The sequence below is a fragment of the Actinoplanes subtropicus genome (genome assembly GCF_000721705.1).
Lineage (GTDB): Bacteria > Actinomycetota > Actinomycetes > Mycobacteriales > Micromonosporaceae > Actinoplanes > Actinoplanes subtropicus.
Map to the genome: position 1 here is coordinate 34559 of NZ_JOJL01000056.1, position 21644 is coordinate 56202.

Below are 21644 nucleotides of genomic sequence, written 5' to 3' on the forward strand. Positions count from 1 at the left end.
TGTCACCCCTCCGCCGCCCGGGCCAGCAGGAACTTGTTGGACTGGTAGAAGCTCTCCACCGAGCCCGGCAACCACCAGCCGGTCAGCTCAGGCCGGACGAGCAGGTCCGGCCGGTGGAACGGCAGCCGGTGCGGGCTGAGCTGCGACCGCAGCCATTCGGGATCGGGATCCTTGTCCACCCCGCCGAGCCGGACGAGTTGGTCACCGTGGAACCACGTACCGAGGCGCACCAGGCAGCGCCGGATCGCGATGTCCTCGAGATGGTGACCGGGCGCATCCTGTCGCCGATAGTCGAGTCCCGCTGCAGTGTCGGACGGGTCGTGCACGTAGATGTCGCGTGCGGTGCTCACCAGCGCTTCGCGCGTCTCCGCGCTGCCATACAGGAGACGGAAGTAGGCATCTTCGTACAGGCTGAGCGACGCATTGCCGTCATGATATTGACCGGCGATGAGCCAGGCCAGACGCCACGATCCCGGCCCGTACGTGTCATCCCATTCAGCGACGCGCTGCGGCCGGCCGCTGCCGAGCCGGCCCGGACGTTCCACGATGCGCCATCCGTCCACGTCGTCCTCCACAGCGCGGCGGCGTGAAGCTTCACGATAGCGACAATCATCGAACTTCGCGCTTGCGAACCGTCTCCGGCGCGCCCTCGACGGCGTGATTGCCCAGTTCTCGCGGCCGCAGTGCTGACCATGACCGGGTGCGAGACACGAGCGTGGCGGTGGTGGTCGTCCGCGACCGGGCGGGGTGGTACTTCATCAACCGCCGCACCCCCTGGCGGACCCGTTACCCCGGGCGGTTCGGCATCGGTGCAGGCGGGAAAGTCAACGACGCGGAGACCGCCGAGGCCGCCGCCAGGCGAGAGCTGCGGGAGGAGACGGGGCTCGACGGCCGCCCCAGCCCGATTCTCGCTTTCCTCTACGACGACGGGACGGTCCGGCACACCGTCCATCTGTTTGACATCGTCATCGACCGCGTGCCCATCCCGAACTGCGCGGCAGAATGGAGCGCTTCCGGCTGGGTGCCGCCCAGCGTCGTCGACCGCCTGCATCGCGCCGGTCTCCTCAGCCCCGATACCGCCGCCCTGTGGGACCGCTACCGGGACGTACAGCCGGTCTAAGTCGGTCTTTACTCGAACCAGAAGTTCCAGATCGAGTTCAGCCGGTAGTAACCCTTGACCGGCTTGCCGCCGCGTTCGTGCGGCTTGACGAACGGCATGACTCACTCCTCCGCGCGAAGATCACTGCGATCGGGAGGCCCGCGCCGCCCCCGGCATCTGATCGAGGTCCCTGCGGACACCACCTCATCCACGAGCACGAGGCCACCCTGGGCGTGCTCGGCCAGGCCTTCGCCGCCGCACCGGAGACGATCCGGTTCAACACGTTCGCCCGCCAGATGGCCAATGAACCGCCGGCCACCCAAACCCCGCACCACTGCCGATGACCTGCAAGACAAGCATGACGAACTGCGGGAGCACTGCGCCGGCCTCGAGGCCCTCCTCCAGACCTATGCCAACGTGATCATCGAACTCGTGCGCGAAAACGAGGCTCTGCGCGCAGCGCCCGGCCGAGAGAACGTCACGCCCTTCAGACGCCCAACTGCTGGACCCGACGTCGAGAGCCGGTCACGATGAGGTGATGGGCGAGGTGAGTCCCCGGTGGGTGAAGCGGCTGGACGGCGCCGCCGCAGCGCAGCAGCAGGATAGGCAGCTGGTTGTCGTCGAGCTCCCATACCTGGTTGCGCGGTGTCCACGGCGGTTGCAGGTCCACGTCGCTGCCCGGCCGACCGGCCTCGCCGACCGCACTACCGCCGGCCTGGAAGCCACCGCCTCGCGCCACGCCCGCGGCCGCCGAGGCGGCAGGCCCCGCAAAATGACCCCGGAAAAGACCGCCGTCGCCCGGCAGATGTACGCCTCGCAGACCTTCACCGTCGACCAGATCGCCCGGGACCTGGGCGTACCGCGTGGAACGGGCTACGCCCACCTCGATCAAGGTCGTGCAGCCTGATGACAACTCAGTCGTCGGCCGACAAGCCTTCAACCAGCGAACGGGAACAGTTCCTGGATTGGCTCTACGAGCACCCGAACGAGGCCCTGTCTCTGTTCTGGCATCGCCCGATACCGGCTCAGCCTGCTCGGCGTTCGTACCTACCTCCTCCGCGCGAAATCGCGCCTTGGGCCGGGATCTACGCTCCAGACCCGCAGGACTTTTTCCGGGGGGTACAGCGGAAGCAGCGCAACCCCCTTGAAGTACCAGACCCGGACGAGTGGCTTCGCAAGATCGCGTACGCCGCGGCGGACCCTGGTGACCCATGGACTTGGCGTTCCACCGGGCGCTTCGAGGCAGACCGAGTCATCTGGAAATACCGCTATATGGAGCTGCAAGATGCGGGTCTGATCATCTACACCGAGGGTGAGAGCCGCCAAGACCGACAGCCTGAGGGCGGTCCCCGAGGAACACTCACCGATGCCGGAAGGAGAGGTGCCGAGCGACGAGCCGAACAACGTCGGATCCGTGACCAGGCGCAGCGGGAGTTGCGCCGCCTGACCGCCGCCATGGACGGCCTGCTGCATTGGCTGAGCGAGCAAGACCCCATCGGCGAACGGCGAAGTCACGTCGACGGAGTGCTGCACAGCGGGCATGCGATCTTCGAAGACAGGCCCCTTCCTGCGAGCTTGTTTCGCCTCGCTGCAGAACACCTCCAACGGAGAGGGCTGATACGGCTTTTCCGCGAATACGCCGGTGGTGTCGAAGTGCCGGGTGTTCTGTTCGTACAGATCACCATCAAGGGGCAAGAATGTGTTGTATCCGGAGGAAGCGTGGCTGACTACCCGAACCAGAGAGATGACCGCTCGATCATCAACAACAACATCGGATCCGTGACCGGGAACGTCTCGCTACAAGGCAAACACGTCTCTCAGCACTTCACTCTGACGACTGGCCTTGCCGGCGACGAGATCGCTAGCCTGATAAGAGCGATCGTCGAGGCGCTCCCAGTCCTCGGGCTGTCCGAGGAACAGGCCGCCGCAGTCCGCCGCAACGCCGCCGTCATCGAGGGTGAACTTGAGCGCGGCGAGCCAAACTCGGGACTCGTCGCCACGATGATGAGCCGCACGCTGGAGGTTCTGACCGGCGCAACTAGCAGCACGCTTGGGCTGCTCCTGACGGGCTACGCCAAGGAACTCATGAAAAACGTCGGCCTCCCCATCGGCTAGCCGGCAGCTCCTTGGACATTTGATCGGCACCTGCACGAACAGCTAATTGCCGGACTCCGAGATCAACAAGTTCAGACCGACGAGAGAACCGTGAGGTGGAGTGAGACGCGCAACCTGAGCTGATCACTGCGCCGCGTCGCTGGCCCACGTATCCGCTTGGAAAGCGTGTTGGGGACCCCCTCTGGGCCGGGCGAATCGCGGGAGATGAAACGAGCCCCAGGCCGCGCGGTCTCCCGGAGTACTGAGGACCTTTGCTAGCGCTCAAGTTCCTCAATCCACCGTTCGACATCAGTGGACAGATGCTCACGCATCGCCGTTACGAGGTTGTCCATCGCCGATGCTTCACTTGGCCCTCCAGCGATAAATTGTTCCCGCTCGCTCCAGATGCTCATTCTACGACCACCGGGAAAAACGAGAGCGGCGCCGACAAGCATGACAGTCTCCGGATCAACGCGGGGCATAGAAGACACTGCGATCCATAGCTTGAGACCGACTGCATCCTCATGCGCCTGTAAAAGCATTCCTGCTGATCGCGATACAGGCGGATCCTCTCCTCCCATCTGAGTGGTTGCGACTATATCGAGCTCCTCGATCATATGTTCGGTAGCGTCGGTACTAAAGGGATACGGTGAGTGGTAGGCGTGACCTCGAAATACCGCCATCCCACTATCGACACATGCGTCGGCGATAGTGGTGGCCCGGTCGGACAACTCAGAGAAGAGACGGTCGACGGTTTCCCGCCGCAGCTTCGTTCGATCGGCAGCCGCTCGCTCGTGCGCTACTGCGTTGTTAGCCCGACGCGCGAGGATTGCCAGGTCTAGTTTGACCTCTGACTTGGCAGACGCTGGCGCGAGCCAGTCGTCCAATTCGGTGACGACACGAGACATCAATGGCCGACGGCCTGGGTCGTGCTGGGTCATCGACTCAAGAAGTGGTTCCAGGGTTCTGAGTCGGCGCTCAGTCCGGTACGCCGTCAAGCCCATAGCTTCTATTTCGAGCCGATGTTCACCGGGCAGGGGAAAAGCTTGGCCGGTGAGCAAGACCCAGATTGTCTTAGCCAGTGAGTAGACATCGGCGGGGGCACCGTCAGCGCCAGCAGGATTCAAGATCATCTCGGGAGCTATATAGTGACGCGGCCCGACGTTCTGTGCACCGTCTGTCAATGGATCGACACCTGGAGCGTCCACTAAGCCAAAGTCGCCGATCGCCCATGAATCTCGATACCTATACAGGTTGGCCGGCTTGATGTCGCGATGACTGACGCCGCGACCATGCAGAATATTCAGGGTTCTGGCGAAGGCCAGAACTGCCGACACAACCACTTCTGTTGACGCCTCATGGCCGAGGGCCCCGAGCAACGGCTCAGCGATCGGCATCGCCAGCCAAGCTGGATCCTGTCGGGTGGGTTCCTCCGGAAGATGAGCGTCGAGCAGCGGCAAGACCCCCTGCACGTCATTCGCTTGGCGGAGCTGGTCGACCTCGCGGCGGAATCGCCCGTACGGTTCAGGTTTGTGGCTTCTGAGGACTTTGACTGCCACTTCACCAGTCGAGCTTGCGGAACGCCAGACGTCAGCATTTCCGCCGCCCCCGAGGCGGCTCAGGAGTCGATATTGTCCGAGAGTCCTTCCCTCATCGGCCATTCTTGCCACTCACAGCCTAATCGTGGTCGTCGTCGAGCCCCGATTCGCCCGATCCGCTGTCCACACGCTACATCTTGGGCGAGGCGCCCAAGCCTCCGGCCGCTCGCAGAGGGCGGCTTACCGGGTGCCTACCGAAGAGGCGTTGCGATAATCGCTCTCCCCTGCTCTGAGCAGGGCGGAGGTGCCCAGTTAGCGTCGCCCTCCGGAGGTGGCAGCGTCGAGGTCAAGGTCGGGATCCGTCTTGCCGGGCACGGCGTTCCGGCGGTCCTTTCCGCTCGCTGGTGTCTCGTCGTTGTGGCGGTAGTCCAAGTCCGGCGGCTTGCTCCTCCTGGCCGTGACGGACGTACTCGGTTTGGAGTTTGGCGACGGCGCGCTCGTAGTCGGCGCCGTGGAGGTCTGCGTCCCGTTCCGCCGACATTTCGTACAGCTTGAGTGCCTCAAGTCGGCGACGAAATTCGTTGTCGTGCTCGCCGAGATCACACAGGTTATTGCCGAGGTTGTCCAGGGCGGCGGCGAGGTTGGGCTGGTGGGCGGGGTTGTCGGCGGCCAGGGCCCGCCAGAGGGTGATCGCTTCGCTGGTGGCTTCGTGAGCCGGCCGATCCTCACCCAGCGCCGCCAGGCGGTTGCCGAGGTTGGTCAGGGCGGCGGCGAGGTTGGGCTGGTGGGCGGGGTTGTCGGCGGCCAGGGCCCGCCACAGGGCGACCGCTTCGCTGGTGGCTTCGTGAGCCGGCCGATCCTCACCCACAGGGCGACCGCTTCGCTGGTGGCTTCGTGAGCCGGCCGATCCTCACCCAGCTTCGCTGGTGGCTTCGTGAGCCGACCGATACTCACCCAGCTCCGCCAGGCGGTTGCCGAGGTTGGTCAGGGCCTGGGCGAGGTTGGGCTGGTGGGCGGGGTCGTCGGCGGCCAGGGCCCGCCACAGGGCGACCGCTTCGCTGGTGGCTTCGTGAGCCGGCCGATACTCACCCAGCTCCGCCAGGCGGATTCCGAGATTGTCCAGGGCGGCGGCGAGGTTGGGCTTGTTGAGGGCGATAGCGAGGTTGCGTTGGCGGGCGGGGTCGTCGGCGGCCAGGGCCCGCCAGAGGGCGACCGCTTCGCTGGTGGCTTCGTGAGCCGGCCGATACTCACCCAGCTCCGCCAGGCGGATTCCGAGATTGTCCAGGGCGGCGGCGAGGTTGGGCCGAGCTGTGCTGTGTGGTACAGAACGAGCGATCGGATCGCCATCTCGATGGCGTCGCGATCGAGTGCCTGCCATGCTTGGGTCAGGACCGAAAGCACCGTCGGAAACGCCCCCGCCGCGCGGGTCAACACCGCTAATGCCCACCGCAACTCAGTCGCGTCCATGTCGGACAGCAGGGACGTGGCCAACGCCGGGTGCCGGGTCAGCCGGTCGGCGACGAACCAATCGCCGAACATATCCGGCTTGATGCGGACCCCAGCGCCGCCCGATGGATACCGGCCTGACACCCACCGCGCCAAGTTGCGAACCTGCACCTCGGGCGCGTCCGCCAGATCGGGTACCCGCCGTAGCACCCGCACCGCGGCGTCCTCATCCGCCGCACCGCGAACCGCCAGCGCCAGGATGCCTCGCTCCCGCGTCTCGGCCCCCAGCCCGGACAACTCCCACCGGTCGACCGACGCGGACGCCTCCCACCACGCCTGCTCGTGGCTGAACAACTCCTCGATCACCTGGTCGACCGGTAACCGCCGCACCGCGCCGGAGCGCTGCGAAGCGGCCAGCACCGTCAACAACGCCCGTGCCTGCAGCGCCAGCATCGGTTCGTCGCCTGCGCCCACCGCCCCGGCCAGACTCGCCGCCGATGGCGCAAGAACCCCACGCTCGCGGGCGAAGTGGCCCACCGCCAACGCATACCAGCGTTCCCGATCCCCGGCGCCACCGTGCACCCCGAGCTGAAGCACCCGGGCGTCCTGCACGAGCCACCGCGCCGAATCCGCCACCCGCGGGCGCAACCCGAACAGCAGCCCGGCGCCGTCCCGGGTGATCAGCAGCAGCCGCACCCGCGGCTGCCCGCTGTGACCGGCCAGCGCGTTCAGCAACCGCGGCACCTCGGACCGGGCATCCGCATCATCGATCACGATCAACGCGGGATCACCACAGTCGACGATTGCCGGCAACGCCGCCTCGGCCTGGCCGGGCCGCAGCCAGCCGGCCGCCCACGGCGAGGGCAACTCCAGCCCCGACTCCAAACCCAACCGTGTCTTGCCTACCCCCGCCGGCCCGGACAGCACTAGCACGCCGGCCGGAGCCTCGCTGTCGCACCACTCCCGCAGGATCTCCAACTCGGTGCGGCGGCCCTGCAACGGCACCATCCGGCGATCCGCCACCAGCAGGTCGAACGCCCCGCCCTCGCCGGACCCCTCGCGTACCAGCGGAGTCAGCACCCGATCCCGCACCTGCACCGCCGCCGCCCGCTGCTCCCGGGCTCGTAGCCGGATCTCCCAGATCGTCCAACACCCGACCGCCACCATCAGGCCGATCCACAAACCCCATGACCATCCCGCGGTCGCCAGGTTCGTCAACGCCCCGACCAACACACCCAGCAGGGTGGACACGCCGGCTGGCAACCCGTGACGCTCCCACCGGCGACTCATCCCGACCTCTTTCTGACCACCCCGAACCACACTCAGGTTCCCAACTGGGTGGCCTACCGACGAATCGGCCAGAAAGCCAGAAACAACGAGCGGTCGCCGAATATCGACGGAGTGCCCGGCAAGGCGGCAAGCGGGCCCAACCGCAGGCTGTAAAGAAGATGTACGGAGACGCGCTGCCCACTACGGCCTTCCGCCGTAGGTCAGTGACGGCTACATGCACGGGCTGTAAATCCTGGGAGCCTGCCCGTCCGGCGAGGACGAAGTCTTGCCGCCGCCACTCCATCACCGACCTGGACGAGCAGGCGCGGACGTTGGCCAGCCTGGCTGCGGCGGTCGCGGCCGCCGGTGATCACGACCGGGCCGCGCGGTTGGCCACCAGGGCCAAGCAGATCGCCCGCTCCCTCACCAACCCGAGCTGGCAGGCGCGGGCCCTGGCCGATTTGGCCGGTCGCACTCTCCCTGCTCGAACCGCTCGGCAACCATGCGACAACCGGCCTTGTTGACCTTTTGCAGATCAACAGTTTCGAACCGGCGAGAGAACCGTGAGGTGGAGCGAGACCAGAAACCTCAGCTGACCGGCGGCGCTGGTGCCGGAGGTGGCAAGCATACGGAACATAGGTCGACTTCCGGCGCTCTGGTGCTCACGCGCTCAACATTGGAACAGACCAGGACCCGTTGGCGGCGTTGAACACGCCACGTTCGACCGGAATCTCAGCCGAGAACAAAGCTGCTGCTCAGAGCATGTGTTAGATTCCAGATGTCCTGTCTTTCAAGCAAGGACTAGGAAGCCAGCCTCATCGGGGCTGGAAGTGGAGCCGGGAACCCCCGCCGAGCCGGGAGCCCGGCTCGGCGCTTTCTAGCGCCGGCCCACTGGCCATCCACCGCCACGAGTTCGGTGTGCGCCCGATAGAACGCCGACCAGTTGCTCTGGTGCTCGGCCAACTCCCGGCGCCACGCCGCGGCGGCCCGCTACGGACGGCCGACGTCGCCGCATTCACGTATGACAATCTCGCCGCACCGGCGTGGGCACAGTGCTCCCGCGTGGTGCGGTCGAGCTGACCGACACGGCGATCCGGCGAGGACGCTGCGCAAGGCCGGGGCCGTAAGCGTTGGTGTCGGGTTTTTGACAGGTCAGCCATAGATCAACTTCAACGGAAGTGTCAGATCCTCCCTCTACAGTCGGCAAGCAGTTGCCCACGCAGGGCTACGACCGACGGCACGAGGAAGATGTTCATGGCCAGGCGCAGAAGCAGACGCACAACCCGGCGTACCAGCTCGGACACGGTCTGGTGGCTGGCAGGCGCGACGTTGCTGGGCATCAGCATCGTCGTGCAGCTGGTGCAACAGCACCCCCTGGTGGCTTCCCTGACCGCGGTGGCCGTGCTGGCGGCGGCGTGCGGGGGTTGGTGGTGGTGGGTGCAACGGTCGCGGCGGCTGGCCCAGCAGGAGCGCACCGTCGCTGTCACCGACGTCATGTCCGGCTCGCAGTTCGAGCACTGGGTGGCCCGCCTAATGCGGGCCAGCGGATGCCGGCGGGTGCGAGTATCCGGCGGTGCCGGCGACATGGGTGCCGACGTAACCGGATACACCCCGGACGGACGGCGGCTGGTCGTGCAATGCAAGCGGTACAGCGCGAAAGTCGGCAGCCCCGAGGTGCAACGCTTCGCCGGAACCGCCCGGCACATCCACGACGCGGACGTGGCGTTGCTGGTCACGAACAACTACCTCACCGCTCAGGCCGCTGACGTGGCCCGACGGTGCCACATCAGCGTCATCGACCGCGACGCGCTCGGCCGGTGGGCGGATTCGCTGACGGTGCCGATCGCCACGATCCCGGGCCAGCCCGTCATGTCCGCGCGGGCGCGGTTGACGCGCCTTCCCGCAGCCCGGCGCTTCCACCACTTGAGGACGGTGTGGTCATCGAGACGGGCACGGCGACATTCACGGCCCATCGCCCCTGCCGCCGGACAGCCTGCGCCGGCGTCGCCCGCGGCTCCCGCCAGCGCCGCACCGGCGAACACCACCACGCCGCCGGTCGCTGCCCCGGCCAACACGGATTGGTGGAACGAGGCGCCGTAAAACCGCTGCCACGACTGAGGAGTGCCCGACCTGGCGAAGCCATCCCTCGATAGGCCTTCGCCCCGCCCGCCGACCGTCACGCCCTACCGGGACGTGACTGCCCATTGCACGACCCGAATCCGGGAGGAACCAGCGTGGCGTACACCGCCGAGATCAGCCGCTCGAACCCCAGCTGCTTCATCTTCCTGCTCGACCAGTCCGCGTCCATGCTCGACGAGATCACCGAAGGCGAGCTGGTGCGCCGCAAGGCGGACATCGTCGCCGACGCGCTGAACCGGCTGCTGCGCGAACTGGCCATCAAGTGCGCCAAGGAAGGCGGCGTCCGCGACTACTTCCACGTTGCCGTCATCGGCTACGGCGTACGCGTCGGATCGCTGTTCGAAGGCGAGCTCAGTGGGCGTGACCTGGTGCCGCTGTCGCAAGTCGCGAAGTACCCGGCCCGGGTCGAAGAGCGGATGAAGAAGGTCCCCGACGGCGCCGGCGGGCTGGTCGAGCAGCCGACCAAGTTCCCGGTCTGGGTGGAACCGGTCGGCAACCACGGCACCCCGATGGTCGAAGCCCTTCGCCAGGCCACCGTCCTGGCCAACACGTTCCTGGCGACCAACGAGAACTGCTTCCCGCCGGTGGTGCTGAACCTGACCGACGGCCAGTCCACCGACGGAGATCCCCGCCCTGCCGCGGAAGCGTTGCGGGAGCTGGCGTCCACCGACGGCAACGTCCTGCTGTTCAACCTGCACGTGTCCAGCGAGGGCGGCAAGCCGACCGTCTTCCCGGGAGCTTCGGCCGATCTGAACGACGAGTACGCCCGCACCTTGTTCTCGATGAGTTCCCCGCTGCCGCCGCACATGCGCGCCTACGCCGCGCAGCAGGGCATCGCCGTCGACGACACCAGCCGCGGCTTCGTCTACAACGCCGACATGATCACCATCGTGCAGTTCCTCGACATCGGCACCCGCGCCACGGACCTGCGCTGAGCCGGGGACCGCACTGCTCATGCGCGCATTCATCAGTACGTTCGCGGTAGCCAAGGCCGGCTCCACGGATCAGGAGTACGAGGACGCCAGCGACGTGCGACCCGCGGCCGGCGACGACACGGAGGTCACCGGGCCGTGGCTGGCCGCCGCGGTCGCGGACGGCGCCAGCGAGGCCATGCTCGCCGGACACTGGGCCCGACACCTCACCACCACGTTCACGGCCGCGCCCGCCGGGCACGACCTGGCCTCGACGATCCTCGCGGCGGCGGCCGGCTGGGACGCCGTGGAAGCCGAGTACCGGCATGCCCGCGACGAGGCCGGCGAGCCGATCGCCTGGTACGAGGAGGACGGGCTACGTCGCGGCGCCTACGCCACCCTCGTCGGCGCGCACCTGCTGGACGGCCCGACCGACCGGCAGGGTCCGCTGCTGGTGGCCGCTCTGGGCGACGCCTGCCTGTTCCAGGTACGCGACGACAAGCTGATCACCGCGTTCCCGATCGACGACCCCGACGAGTTCGACAGCCTGCCCGGTCTGGCCCCGTCCCGGCCGCTCGACCCCGCCAAGATCGGCGAACACGTGGTGGCGCTGGCCACCGAGTGGCGGCAAGGCGATCAGCTGTTGCTGGCCAGCGACGCGCTGGCCCAGTGGTTCCTGGCCCAGGCCCGGGCCGGCGGGACACCGTGGCGCACCCTGTCCGATCTCGGCACCGACGCTGAGATCGGCGGCTTCGCCGCCCTCGTCGACGGCTGCCGCGCCAACGGGTCGCTGAAAAACGACGACACCACGCTGCTGCGCATCGACCTGTGAACCGCTGACGAGCGAGGACGATCACCGTGACCCAGCAGAGATCACCGGCCCGGTACCCGACCGGCGGCGATTACGTCGACGCGCTGCAAGCGCCCGGCCTAGCCTTCACCGACCCGCAGCTGCGGGCCGGCACGGTCAAAGCCGACGACCTCGGCATGCCGGAGCCGGTGTCGGGCAACTTCGCCTCCGTCTTCCACGTCTACGGGACCGCGGGCGAGCAGTGGGCGATCAAGTGCTTCGTCCGGCCCGACCCGGACCGGCACCGCCGGTACCACGCGATCGCCACCGCCCTGCGGGCGTTGCACCATCCGGCTCTGGTGGACTTCGACTACCAGGTCGACGGGGTCATGGTGGCCGGCGTGCGATACCCGCTGCTGAAGATGCGCTGGGTCCAAGCCCAAGGGCTCATGCCATGGCTGGAAACGCACCTCTCACATCCGGAACGGCTGCTCACCGTGGCCGAGCGGTTCGCCGACGTCGTCACCACGCTGGAGAAGGCCGGGATCGCCCACGGCGACCTGCAGCACGGCAACATGCTGATCACCGGCCAGGACAAACTGAAACTGATCGACTACGACGGCATGTACGTCCCGGAGATCGCCGGGCTGCCACCGAACGAGAAAGGCCTCGTCAACTACCAGCATCCCCGCCGCGGCGACAGCGACTACGGGCCCGGCCTCGACCGATTCTCCGCCTGGGTGATCTACACCAGCTTGATCGCGCTCGCCGCCCGGCCGGACCTTTGGCGACGCCTGCGCACGACTGACGACGACACCAAACTGCTGTTCGCCGCCGACGACTACCTCGACCCGGCGGCCTCCGGCGCCTTCCAAACGCTCCGCGCCGCCGGGCCGCCCCATCTGGCCGCTCTCGCCGACCAGCTCGCCACCTTCACCCGCCTGACCCCGTCACAGGTACCCGCGCTGGAGACCGTGCCCGCGGGCACGGTGTCGGTGCCGGCAGCACGCGCTGCTTCCGCGACAGAGACACCAGATTGGCTGGCCGACCACCTACCGGGAACAGCACCGGTCAGCCCGGCCACACCCGCCGAGACACCGGCCAGCACCTCGGTGCACTCGTTTGCCGGAAGGCATCTGGCCGCCGCTCGCCTCGCTGCCGCAGGTCTGCTGCTCGGCGTTGCCGGTGGCATCGCGGCCGGTGTCGGCGTGGCCGCGCTGGCCGCCATGCCCGCCTTCGCCTGGGTTCTCACTGTCCTTACCGCCGTGGTCGTGATCGCCGGCAGTTACCTGGCTCATCCGCTGGTCGCGGCTCGCCGCAAGGCTCGCGACGCCTACGCCGCCGCGCGGCAAGAACTGACCGCTGCCCAAGCTCAGGCTCAGGCCGTCCGGGAGACGCGGACCCAACTGGAGGCCACCATAGCCACCCAGGAGCAGGCGCTGCGCGGCCGGCGGGACGCCGCCATCCGGCAGCGTGACGCCGCGACCGCGCAGGCGCAACAGGTCTTGCAGCAAAGCTTGCAAGGCATCGCGCAGCGGCGTTCCGAGTGGAGCAACAGCCAGCAGGCCCGAGAGCAGAAACGACTTGCCGAGATCGCCGCGGAGTACGTTGCGCGCGCACTGAGCAACGCCGTCATCGCCAAGAACCCACCGCGCGGCATCGAGGCCAAAATCGCCGGAGCGCTGGCCGACCAGGGCTTCCGGACGGCGGCCGACTTCGTCGATTACCGCACCGTGTCCGGGCACGGGCGTTACGACAAGACGTTCATCAAGCGGAGCCGAACCGACTATGGGACGTATGTGGAGAACGTCGGAGAAAAGCGCGCCAAGGCCCTGCTGCAGTGGCGACAGAACATCATCAGCCGGGCGGAGAATCAAGCGCCCAAGACTCTCACGCCGCAGCAACGCCACGAGGTGAGCGTGCAGGTCCAGCAATTCCAGGCTGCTCTCAACGCTGAAGAGAACGCGGCCAAGCAGCAGGCCCGCACCGCGGTGGAACAGGCTCGAGCTGCGGAAGGGGCGGCACAGGTGGCCTTAGACGCGCAGGAGAAACAGCTGGAAGCTGAGGCCCAGGCCAAGCGCGCGAACCTTGATCGCCGCATCGTCGGAGCCGACGTGGCGGTCAACGCCGCCCGTCGCAACGCCGGGTACATGAGCGACGCGCTGGCGCCCCTGACAGGAGTTTCCGCGGGCACCTACCTGCTGGCCATCGTGGGAGTCACCTCGCCGTAGACCCGTTCACTGAGGTGCCTAATACTCCAGCCGGGGATGTTGACCTTGACTGCGCTGGAGCGTGGGGCGGGGAGAAGACGGAGGCAGCCACCGTCGATCATGGACGGTTGTGTGGACTGACCATGACGCAGCGGTGGCTGCCGGATACAGGGTAGACGCCCAACGATGGCGGGTGTTGTTCGACGACCTGATACTCACGATCGGAAGGCGTTTCCGCAGGCCGGAGCCCAGGCGGCGAGTGCGTGACTTCGTCCGGGGTCTGCTGGCGCCGCTGCCGCGCAAGAACTGCTGGACGATCGCCGAGCATGCCGGGGATGCCAGCCCGGACGGGATGCAGGACCTGCTGACCCGGGTGTCGTGGGACGACGCCGAGGTCCGCGCCGACGTCCGCGAGTTCGTCGGTGAGCAGCTCGGCGATACCGAGGCGGTGCTGGTGATCGATGAGACAGGCGATCTGAAGAAGGGCCGGCACACCGTCGGGGTTCAACGGCAGTACTCCGGCACCGCCGGGAAGATCGAGAACTGCCAGCTCGCGGTGCATCTCATCTACGCAACCGAGACCACCCATGCGATGCTCGACGCGGCTCTCTACCTGCCGAAATCGTGGTGTGACGACCCCGCGCGCCGGGCTGAGGCCGGCGTTCCTGAGCAGGTACGGTTCGCGACCAAGCCGCAGCTGGCATCCCGGATGATCGAGGCCGCGGTCACCGCCGGGCTGCCCTGTCGGTGGGTCGCCGGTGACGAGGCCTACGGCGGTGACCCTCGCCTGGCCACCCGGCTGCGCGCGCTGCGGCTGGGCTACGTGCTGGCGGTGGCTTGCTCGCATCAGGTGACCACCGGGCTCGGCGTCTACCGTGCCGACGTGCTGGCCGCAGGCCTGCCCGCGGCTGCCTGGCAGCGGATGTCCGCCGGCCAAGGGGCGAAAGGCCACCGCTACTACGACTGGTCCTTCACCGCACTGCCACACGCCGCCGACGCCCACGGCGGGCACCACTGGCTGCTGATCCGCCGCAACCGCAGCACCGGCGAGCTGGCCTTCTACCGCTGCTGGTCACCCGAGCCCGTCGCGCTGCGCACCCTGGTCATGGTGGCCGGGCGTCGGTGGAAGATCGAGGAGTCGTTCCAGGCCGCGAAGACCGGTCTCGGCCTGGACCAGCATCAGCACCGCCGCTGGACGTCCTGGCACCGGTGGACCACCTTGGCGATCCTCGCTCATGCCTTCCTCGCCGCAGCCACCGCGCACCGCGAGCAGCCCGACCCGGCCGGGTTGATCCCCCTGACCGTCAACGAACTCCGTCACCTGTTCAACGTCCTGGTCATCGAGCCCACCCGCCGCTACACCGACGCCCTGCTCTGGTCGGTCCGCCGACGCCGCCACCAAGCCCGAGCCATGAACAGCCACTACGCCCGACAAGCCCTCATAGAACCGTGATCACGATCCCCGGCTGGAGTACTAAGCCACGCTGGACAGATCGCCGTGACAGTGGTCAGCCGGCGAGCAGTTCGCCCGGATTTCCCGCTGGACTGCCCGCGCTGGTTTTGGACCGGTGCATCTGGAACCGCTTGCGGCGACTGACCAAAAGACAGTCGGCGTGGTACCAGCGACGGCGCCCGACAGGACGACCCGCGCCGACCAGGTCCCCGAAGTCCATAGGTGTCGCGCATTCCGCGCACAGCCCACCGAACTGCGCAGCGACGGTTTGCCGGGCCAGCCGGTAGGCGGCGAGGATCTGCGGGGCGTTGGAACGTTCATTGCTATCGCGGATCGGATCACCGTGGCCGCACGCGAGACGGTCCGCCCGACCCGCGTGTTCCGCTCCGACGTAACCGCATTCCGGGCAGGCCGTCCACTGGTACCCGCTGTCGTGCGCGGTCTCCATGGATCCGGAGCAGTCCCATCTCGGACCCTCGGCCTCCATGTGCTCTGCCACAGGTAAGCCGCCCATGCTGTACAGCACCTCCCTGGCTCGCCACTGTTCGGGTAGCGGCGGGCCCGAATGCATCTCGTGGATCTCGCACGCCTTCCCGGGCACGAAGTGGCTGTGCGCCTCGCACGGCTCACCGTCCGCGGCTGCCGCGAACTCCTGCCACTGCCGGAGGTCTTCCTCGGAGCCGGCGTCGGCTCCGACCTGGAACCACAGTTCATGCCGGGGAAGCCAGAAGTCGGGTTCATACCGCACGCCGCTGCCAAGGGTGAACGTCTCAGGCCGGAACTGCCACGGCATGAACAGATCCTCGAAGAACAGAGCCCACTGTGCGTGCCGCAGCGTGGGGAACCGGACACCGGAGAACTGCACCTCGGTCGCGTTCAACGCCAGACCTCCCTGCCTCGACTACGCGGTCTGCCATTCCCTGGCCGGGGAGAGATGCCATGTCCCTGGCCGGGGAGATGACGCCCCCTAACGAGGGAGCGTCCGTAAAACTGCACGAGCGACGGGAACCAGTCAGGACTCAGCGGCAGTCGTTCCGCACCTTAACGCCGAGAAAGTGCGCTCCGGCGCACTGACACGCTGATGACCTCCACGTTCGCTTAAACGCGTGATCGAACCGCCGCCACCGTACGACGTGACGGCACTCGGACTCTCGATCGCGAAAGCCCGGCAGGCGGCAAGACTCACACTGGAGCAACTCGCCGAGCGAAGCGGCATCTCCCGGCGCCAGCTCATCGACATCGAGCAGGCAAACAAGACGCCGCTGATCACCACGTTGCACGCCATCGCGCATGGTCTAGGCATCCCGGTGGGTGACCTTGCTCAGCGCGGTTGCACTCATGACGATGGCTCCCCCTAAGCATTGCATCAAACAGGTATCGACCATTAAGAACTGAACTGCACGTCAGATCGTCAGCTGAGAGGCACGTTTCCACTCGGCAGGATCGGACATCCGTCCCGTTGCCCAGCCGCACCCTGAACCACCTCGCCGATCGCATCCGCGGCCACCGCCAGCAGCGCAGGTCCCGGTGACGGCGCCTCGAACCCGGCCGCCAAGCCCTACTCGCCATGAGCCACCTGGCGCAATGGCGACACCTATACATGGCTCGCGCCCGGCTTCCAGATCGGCGTCGCCACTGCGTGGCGCTACGTCCAAGAAGCATCGCCCTGCTCAGCACTGCCGTCGACGATTTGGACACGGCGATGCGGCGCATCCGGCTGCTGGCGTACGGGATCCTGGATGGCACGCTGATACCGATCGAACGGGTCGCCGACCGGAAGCCTTACTACTCCGGCAAACACCAACGCCACGGCGGGAACGTGCAGGTCATCGCCGACGCCGCCGGCCGATTCATCCGGGCATCACCTGCCCGGCTCGGCGCACGACCTGACCTGCCCGCCGCCCGCACCCACAGCATCATCGACGCCCTGACCAGTGAGAAGGTGATGACCTTCGCTGACAAGGGGTATCAGGGCGCCCGCGGCAGCGTGCGGACCCCGTTCAAGCGGCGCTTCCGGCCCAAGCTGTCCCGCCGGCAGAAGGCCGTCAACCGCGCCCACTCCCAATGCTCGACCCGAAACAATCGGGTAGCACGTCGGCGAGTCCATCCCTCCGGACGGCGGTCAGGCGCTAGCCGGCCGTCACAGTCCGTGCGATCGTCCGTCCCGACCCTGTCAGGATGGGCCGGCGGGCGGTTGCGGTTTGAGCGCCCGCCGACCCGGATCAAGACTGGGACGCGGCAGCTGGCAACGCGGATCCGCTGGTCGCGCTATGCCGAAGATGCGCCGCGCGGCCCGGGGCTTCCTAGCTCTCAGCCGACTCAGCGAACTCAGCCGCAGCGATCATTCGAGGCCAGCACGACGAACCCGCTGCACTCTCCAGGAATCAGTTCGACCGCAAGCGCAGCCAAGGGTAGAACGTATGTCGGCGCCCGTCGGCGGAACAGCAAGAAACATGTCTTGAGCAGGCTAAACCTTGCTGGTGATTAGGTGTTACTACTGGTGGAGCAGTGTCCGTACTGGTGGAAATCCTGGCAACCTACACCGAGTGAGAGGTTAGCGCCGGGCAGGCCGTGGCGGCGATCTCAGCGATGCACTCGACCGTGCCCTCCTCGCCGCGGAAGCCGGCCACGAATTTCTGCAGCACCGACTGCGCCAACACCGCGTCCAGCCCGGCGGCGCAGAGCGAGGCCATGTGGGGCGGGTCAGGCCCCCATATGACGACGGAGCGGTCCGTAGACTTGCTTCGACTCCGGCACTTCTGAGAGTCAATTCCGTCGTCCTCTGTAGCTATCCAAAGTCCTGACGACGGTGCTCGGGGTAGCCGCTGACGTCGCCCTCTCCAACCTCCTGGCTAGTCGCTCTGCACGCCTCTGAGCCTGAACAGTCTCCTCTTGGAGGACTGCTGTCGCTCGAACAGCCATCTCCGCGAGTGCCTTCCAATTGTCCCGCTCTAAGGCGGTTTCCGATAGTGACTTCCTGAGTCGGTCTATCTCAGCTTTGAACTCCTCGATCCGGGCTCCAAGTTGGGCTTCTTTCTCCGAAGGCCGATTGGCGCGGTCACGAAGGAACTCGAAGCGGTCGCGAAGATCGGGATGCTTTTGGTAAAGGTGGAAGCGTCCGATCTGGGCCTCCGCGGCGAGATCCTTCACTGTCAGCGAACCTACCGGGACACTCTTTGGCTGTCCGAGCAGCATGCGTTGCATTGCTTCAAGAATGGCTCGGCGGACAGAATCCGATTCGCGGAGAATCTCCTCATTCGTAGGCAGGCGAGCCGGTTCTGTCACGACCGGGTTCCTTCGCCGTCGGTGGGCGCCTTCGCGATAGTGGCCCTCGTCGCGAGGAATTTGGCGTCAGCGGCTTCGAGCTGCTCCGCCTTCGCGATCATCGATCGTGCGATCGGTGTTGGAAGCAGAACCGCGTTCGCCCGTAGGCGACCGGCCTTGCAGCGCTGAGCCTGGACCTGTGCGTCGGTGCGAGCACAGTTGGGGCACTCGTCCGGTCGGCAGTCGAGCAAGTTCGGGCCTCTATCACCACCGACTCGCCTGATCTTCTCGCAAAGAGCCATTTCTTCGTCGAAGACGCACAGAGCCAGCGCCGTCGGGTTGTCGTAGATTGCGAACTCTTTGCGTTTTCGCAGTCGGCGTTCTTCGGCTGGTGTCAGATGGGGCGGTAGAAGAAGGGTCGCCGCGATGGCGCGGTTCGCTGCTGGACCCGAGATGCCACCACCATCCTGCAGGTCGTGTCGCAGATTTTCCACAACGGATCGGCGGTGTTCCCAGTCGGCCTCAAGCAGTAGATCAGGCATGCCTGACTCTTTCGTGCCGGCATAGCCTTCCCCTACCCGAAGGCTGACGTGCTGATACTGGACTGCCTCGGTGATGTAGCCGTTGGGCTGATTGCGGATGAACCAGGCAAGCGTGCGGCGGAAGCGACCTAGATACAACGGGCCATCGGGGTCCTCAGGAATGAAGAAGCCGTCCTGCTTCTCGGTCAGCGGGGCAAGCCTGCCGTTGATGAAACGGACGAAGTCCTTGATGCTGTTCGACGCAGTGGAAATCGTTATTGGGTTCCCGTCTCCGCCGACCAGTAGCGGCCCGCCGGTGGTACCCATGGCCTTGCCGAGGCACTCCAACACATGGACGGCGTCTGCGCCGGCTTTGATCGTGGCCCAGGTCGCAGAAACGCTCTTGCGGGGTTTCCCTTCGACACTTGCCACGCCCTTGCGTACAGTGCCATGAATCAGGTGAATGAGATTTCCTTGCTCCGTCAGCATCGGTTCCGGTGCGCAGCCGTGCTTCCACTCCCATATCTCCTCGGGCCGCGCCCCAGTGGCGTAAGCCAGCACGATGACAGCAGCCGTCCGAAGTCGGTTGAGTAACGGCGGCATGCGGCCGAAATGTGAGTGTACGTCGAAAACCGTGATCTGATCGATCCAGGGCCGCCCGTGAAACTTGGCCGTGACCGGACTGCCTACGGCCCGGTTCTTGTCTCTTTTGGGCCCAAGAGTGCTGTTGAGATAACTCTGGTGCGCGGTAAGTATATCGTCAGCGAATACGGAGACCATGGAGACAGCCCACTCGATCAAGGGACCCATCGTTTCCTGCGATATACGCTTGGTCTTGTTCTCGCGTGCTTTCCTTGACGGCCTCCACTGCGTGTGCCGCCAGGTCGGCTCAGGCCATTGGCAATCCTCGGGAAGCCACGGGTTGAGGTGCCACGTTCGCACCAGCACTTCCAGGCGCTGGTATCTGCTGCTAGCGACTAGATTCGACTGATCCACCCATGTCTTGAGATCGTCGAGATGGCCGCTATCAAGATCCCCTATGTGATTCGCCGGCGTGTCGATATGTCGGGGTAGTGCTGACCATTCTCCCGCCAGCCATGCTATAGAGATATGCAGTGCACTAACGGCTGTATTGATGCTGCCGGCCGTCGGCCACTCCACGTAGTTCGATCGTCGTTCCGTGACGAGGCTCTCAGGATGTCCGTAGTTGATGAGTGCGTAGGCGACATGCTTGGCGAACTCACGGAATCCCTCGGGCCAGTCCGTGAAGTGCAGCGTTGGTGGGTCGAGATCGTGTGGGTCCAGCGCATGGAGCGGCCACCGGCTTTCCCCAAACATCGCTACCGTGGCTGCAGGGTCGTGCATGCGATGCGGTTGGATAGTCGGGCTATTCGCTGATGGAAAGGTGATGTCACTACGACGTTGCGGGACGTAGGTTGGGGCGGTCACTGCGGCACCTCGTGAGTTAGCGCGGCACGGATAAGCGGCAAAAACGGCGAGACATGATCCGCCGCCTGAAGGCGTTCGTCGTCCGTGTAGTACGTGTCGACCATCGCCCGAAGCATGATGTACCGGGTTGCGAATCGCCGCTCCCATGTGTCCGCCGACAACGTGTTCCGGAGGCTGTCGAGCATTTGCAGCGCAGCGAGTTGGCGTGGCAAGTGCCGCGGTGCTGTAGCAGCGTTAGGACAGGCCAGGCACGACAAGAAGTCGGTGTACCCATCGAGGCAAGGTGCGTTCGTAGCGGGATGGCGGTCAGGGTCTTCGCAGCTTGCAAGAACGGAGTCCTGGTTAGGCGGCGGCGCCTGGTCGTCTCTCAATAGTCGCACATTAAGGGCTTCCTTCGCGCGGACGAAGGCTCGTTCTAGTCCCTCTACCGCCTTTGCCTGGTGCTCCCGGACGAGTTCCGAGTCTGTGCGCACATAGTGCAGATACGTTTCAGGGTCGTGGTCGCTGGCCTGCTTTTGGACGCCTTCATCAGGGACGCTCCTTCTCAGGCGCTGGAAGTCAACGGTCAGTCCTCGGGGAACCCATTTCGACCGTCGCCGTTGAGGATTCGGCGGTAGACCGGTCCGGAACCCTTTGCCGCCTTGCAGTGCGCGGATGAGTAGCCGATCGGTAGGCTGGCCCAAAAGGGCCAGTCGATGGCGGGCCGGTTCAGTGATTTCCTCGATCATCGTGACGAGGCGGGCAGATTTCGCGTCGTCGGTATCGGAGATGATTTCTGGCCAGAACCGCGACCTAGGGCCACGGCGCGGTTTGTCTAAGTCCAATTGGACTATGCCCGGTTCGTGAGTGGTGGGCATCGGTGCAGCTTCGATCGGAGCGAGGTTGAGTCCGCGCTGGCATGCGAGCATTACGGCGCAGGCGTAGATCTCGTCCGGTTTCGGGTAAAGCGCATACGTGATGACGTTGTAAAGGGTCGCCCGGTTGTAGTTCGACCTGACGACGAAGGCGTTTAGGGCGAGCATGGCTGCTGTCGATTGCAGTGATCCCGTAGTCAGCAGCTCGCGGAGTGCTCGTGCGCGTTCGGGGTTCTCTGTGCTGTCCGGATGTTGAAGTGCCATGAGGTACGCAGGGTGAATACGGGCATGAGCCTCTTGGACGACCTTGCGTGCCGCATTGCGGATCAGCCGGAACTCGTCGGGTGTATAACGTTCGATCTTCCGCTGTTTCTTGACCGACCCCAGTCGTTGCCGAAGGACGGTTCGTGTGGCCGACTGAAGTTGGGAATAATAGCGTATTACTGCCCTCACCCGAGACGAGAACATGAAGGCCCCCATCTCCGTTAGCGTGGCACTAAGATGCTCCCGCCACCGAAGCCAATGGAAAGGCGTAAATTCTGACAGCGACGTAAAGCCGGCATTTTCCTCCGTGGGACATTCCGTAGTCAGTTCGTCGGCCCAACGC

At 65.9% G+C, this 21644-nt stretch carries 18 protein-coding genes and 1 pseudogene; 10 read left to right on the forward strand and 9 right to left on the reverse strand.

Annotated elements, in window-relative coordinates; translation table 11 throughout:
- Positions 1 to 2: 2 nt before the first annotated feature.
- A complete protein-coding gene (locus IH26_RS0148615) occupies positions 3 to 575 on the reverse strand; it encodes a hypothetical protein (RefSeq protein ID WP_030443128.1) in 573 nt (190 codons plus the stop codon).
- A gap of 125 nt (positions 576 to 700) precedes the next feature.
- Between IH26_RS0148615 and IH26_RS56820 the strand changes: the two genes are divergently transcribed.
- From IH26_RS56820 to IH26_RS60740, 3 genes are all read left to right on the forward strand, one after another.
- Positions 701 to 1120: an NUDIX domain-containing protein gene (locus IH26_RS56820; RefSeq protein WP_169789933.1), complete on the forward strand. Its 420-nt coding sequence runs from the start codon at positions 701 to 703 to the stop codon at positions 1118 to 1120.
- A gap of 517 nt (positions 1121 to 1637) precedes the next feature.
- A complete protein-coding gene (locus IH26_RS54960; protein ID WP_211268907.1) occupies positions 1638 to 2006 on the forward strand; it encodes a helix-turn-helix domain-containing protein in 369 nt (122 codons plus the stop codon).
- Complete coding sequence (locus tag IH26_RS60740) at positions 2006 to 3214, forward strand: hypothetical protein (protein WP_157437797.1); 1209 nt, start codon at positions 2006 to 2008, stop codon at positions 3212 to 3214. The genes IH26_RS54960 and IH26_RS60740 overlap by 1 nt, the downstream gene beginning before the upstream one ends.
- A 254-nt stretch (positions 3215 to 3468) precedes the next feature.
- Here IH26_RS60740 and IH26_RS59075 read toward each other — a convergent pair whose 3' ends face one another.
- The 3 genes from IH26_RS59075 to IH26_RS64850 all read right to left on the reverse strand — a co-directional run bounded on the left by IH26_RS59075 (position 3469) and on the right by IH26_RS64850 (position 6109).
- Positions 3469 to 4854, reverse strand: a complete 1386-nt coding sequence (locus IH26_RS59075; protein WP_084599810.1) for a protein kinase domain-containing protein — start codon at positions 4852 to 4854, stop codon at positions 3469 to 3471.
- A gap of 223 nt (positions 4855 to 5077) precedes the next feature.
- Positions 5078 to 5599, reverse strand: coding sequence for a hypothetical protein (locus IH26_RS60745; protein ID WP_157437798.1), 522 nt, complete (start codon positions 5597 to 5599; stop codon positions 5078 to 5080).
- Positions 5600 to 5641: 42 nt separating this feature from the next.
- Complete coding sequence (locus IH26_RS64850) at positions 5642 to 6109, reverse strand: tetratricopeptide repeat protein (RefSeq protein WP_157437799.1); 468 nt, start codon at positions 6107 to 6109, stop codon at positions 5642 to 5644.
- Positions 6110 to 8700: 2591 nt separating this feature from the next.
- Here IH26_RS64850 and IH26_RS62440 point away from each other — a divergent pair.
- The 5 genes from IH26_RS62440 to IH26_RS0148685 all read left to right on the forward strand — a co-directional run bounded on the left by IH26_RS62440 (position 8701) and on the right by IH26_RS0148685 (position 14949).
- Positions 8701 to 9546: a restriction endonuclease gene (locus IH26_RS62440; RefSeq protein ID WP_211268908.1), complete on the forward strand. Its 846-nt coding sequence runs from the start codon at positions 8701 to 8703 to the stop codon at positions 9544 to 9546.
- Positions 9547 to 9680: 134 nt separating this feature from the next.
- Positions 9681 to 10520 carry a vWA domain-containing protein gene (locus IH26_RS0148670; protein WP_030443136.1) on the forward strand — a complete coding sequence of 280 codons (840 nt, stop codon included), beginning with the start codon at positions 9681 to 9683 and terminating at the stop codon, positions 10518 to 10520.
- A 19-nt stretch (positions 10521 to 10539) separates the two neighbouring features.
- The gene (locus IH26_RS0148675; protein WP_030443137.1) at positions 10540 to 11328 is read left to right on the forward strand and encodes a hypothetical protein; all 789 of its coding nucleotides are present in this window, start codon (positions 10540 to 10542) and stop codon (positions 11326 to 11328) included.
- Between the two features lie 155 nt (positions 11329 to 11483).
- Complete coding sequence (locus tag IH26_RS56830; RefSeq protein WP_157437800.1) at positions 11484 to 13517, forward strand: hypothetical protein; 2034 nt, start codon at positions 11484 to 11486, stop codon at positions 13515 to 13517.
- 190 nt (positions 13518 to 13707) lie between these two features.
- Positions 13708 to 14949 carry an IS701 family transposase gene (locus IH26_RS0148685; protein WP_030443139.1) on the forward strand — a complete coding sequence of 414 codons (1242 nt, stop codon included), beginning with the start codon at positions 13708 to 13710 and terminating at the stop codon, positions 14947 to 14949.
- Between the two features lie 55 nt (positions 14950 to 15004).
- Here the strand turns inward: IH26_RS0148685 and IH26_RS0148690 are convergent, their stop codons facing one another.
- Positions 15005 to 15829, reverse strand: a complete 825-nt coding sequence (locus tag IH26_RS0148690; RefSeq protein ID WP_030443140.1) for a hypothetical protein — start codon at positions 15827 to 15829, stop codon at positions 15005 to 15007.
- Positions 15830 to 16055: 226 nt separating this feature from the next.
- Here IH26_RS0148690 and IH26_RS0148695 point away from each other — a divergent pair, with 226 nt between their 5' ends.
- Entirely contained in the window at positions 16056 to 16307 is a 252-nt protein-coding gene (locus IH26_RS0148695) for a helix-turn-helix domain-containing protein (protein WP_063763903.1), read from the forward strand.
- Between the two features lie 38 nt (positions 16308 to 16345).
- Positions 16346 to 17437, forward strand: a pseudogene (locus tag IH26_RS64355) (transposase family protein).
- A gap of 49 nt (positions 17438 to 17486) precedes the next feature.
- On the opposite strand, the gene IH26_RS60755 reads toward IH26_RS64355, so the two are convergent.
- From IH26_RS60755 to IH26_RS60770, 4 genes are all read right to left on the reverse strand, one after another.
- Entirely contained in the window at positions 17487 to 17642 is a 156-nt protein-coding gene (locus tag IH26_RS60755) for a hypothetical protein (RefSeq protein WP_157437801.1), read from the reverse strand.
- A gap of 73 nt (positions 17643 to 17715) precedes the next feature.
- Positions 17716 to 18144 (reverse strand): DUF5930 domain-containing protein, encoded by a 429-nt coding sequence (locus IH26_RS60760; protein WP_157437802.1) that lies wholly within the window; start codon positions 18142 to 18144, stop codon positions 17716 to 17718.
- A gap of 86 nt (positions 18145 to 18230) precedes the next feature.
- On the reverse strand, positions 18231 to 20183 hold the full coding sequence (locus tag IH26_RS60765; protein WP_157437803.1) for a hypothetical protein: 1953 nt from the start codon (positions 20181 to 20183) through the stop codon (positions 18231 to 18233).
- The gene (locus tag IH26_RS60770; protein WP_157437804.1) at positions 20180 to 21517 is read right to left on the reverse strand and encodes a hypothetical protein; all 1338 of its coding nucleotides are present in this window, start codon (positions 21515 to 21517) and stop codon (positions 20180 to 20182) included. The genes IH26_RS60765 and IH26_RS60770 overlap by 4 nt, the downstream gene beginning before the upstream one ends.
- Positions 21518 to 21644 lie beyond the last annotated feature (127 nt).

Coding starts and splice junctions, on each gene's coding strand:
- IH26_RS60755 (WP_157437801.1), bottom strand. CDS start 17,642: ATGGCCTCGCTCTGCGCCGCCGGGCTGGACGCGGTGTTGGCGCAGTCG.
- IH26_RS60770 (WP_157437804.1), bottom strand. CDS start 21,517: ATGGGGGCCTTCATGTTCTCGTCTCGGGTGAGGGCAGTAATACGCTAT.
- IH26_RS64850 (WP_157437799.1), bottom strand. CDS start 6,109: ATGGCAGGCACTCGATCGCGACGCCATCGAGATGGCGATCCGATCGCT.
- IH26_RS54960 (WP_211268907.1), top strand. CDS start 1,638: ATGGGCGAGGTGAGTCCCCGGTGGGTGAAGCGGCTGGACGGCGCCGCC.
- IH26_RS56830 (WP_157437800.1), top strand. CDS start 11,484: ATGCCGGAGCCGGTGTCGGGCAACTTCGCCTCCGTCTTCCACGTCTAC.
- IH26_RS62440 (WP_211268908.1), top strand. CDS start 8,701: ATGGCCAGGCGCAGAAGCAGACGCACAACCCGGCGTACCAGCTCGGAC.
- IH26_RS60740 (WP_157437797.1), top strand. CDS start 2,006: ATGACAACTCAGTCGTCGGCCGACAAGCCTTCAACCAGCGAACGGGAA.
- IH26_RS60760 (WP_157437802.1), bottom strand. CDS start 18,144: ATGCTGCTCGGACAGCCAAAGAGTGTCCCGGTAGGTTCGCTGACAGTG.
- IH26_RS59075 (WP_084599810.1), bottom strand. CDS start 4,854: ATGGCCGATGAGGGAAGGACTCTCGGACAATATCGACTCCTGAGCCGC.
- IH26_RS0148675 (WP_030443137.1), top strand. CDS start 10,540: ATGCGCGCATTCATCAGTACGTTCGCGGTAGCCAAGGCCGGCTCCACG.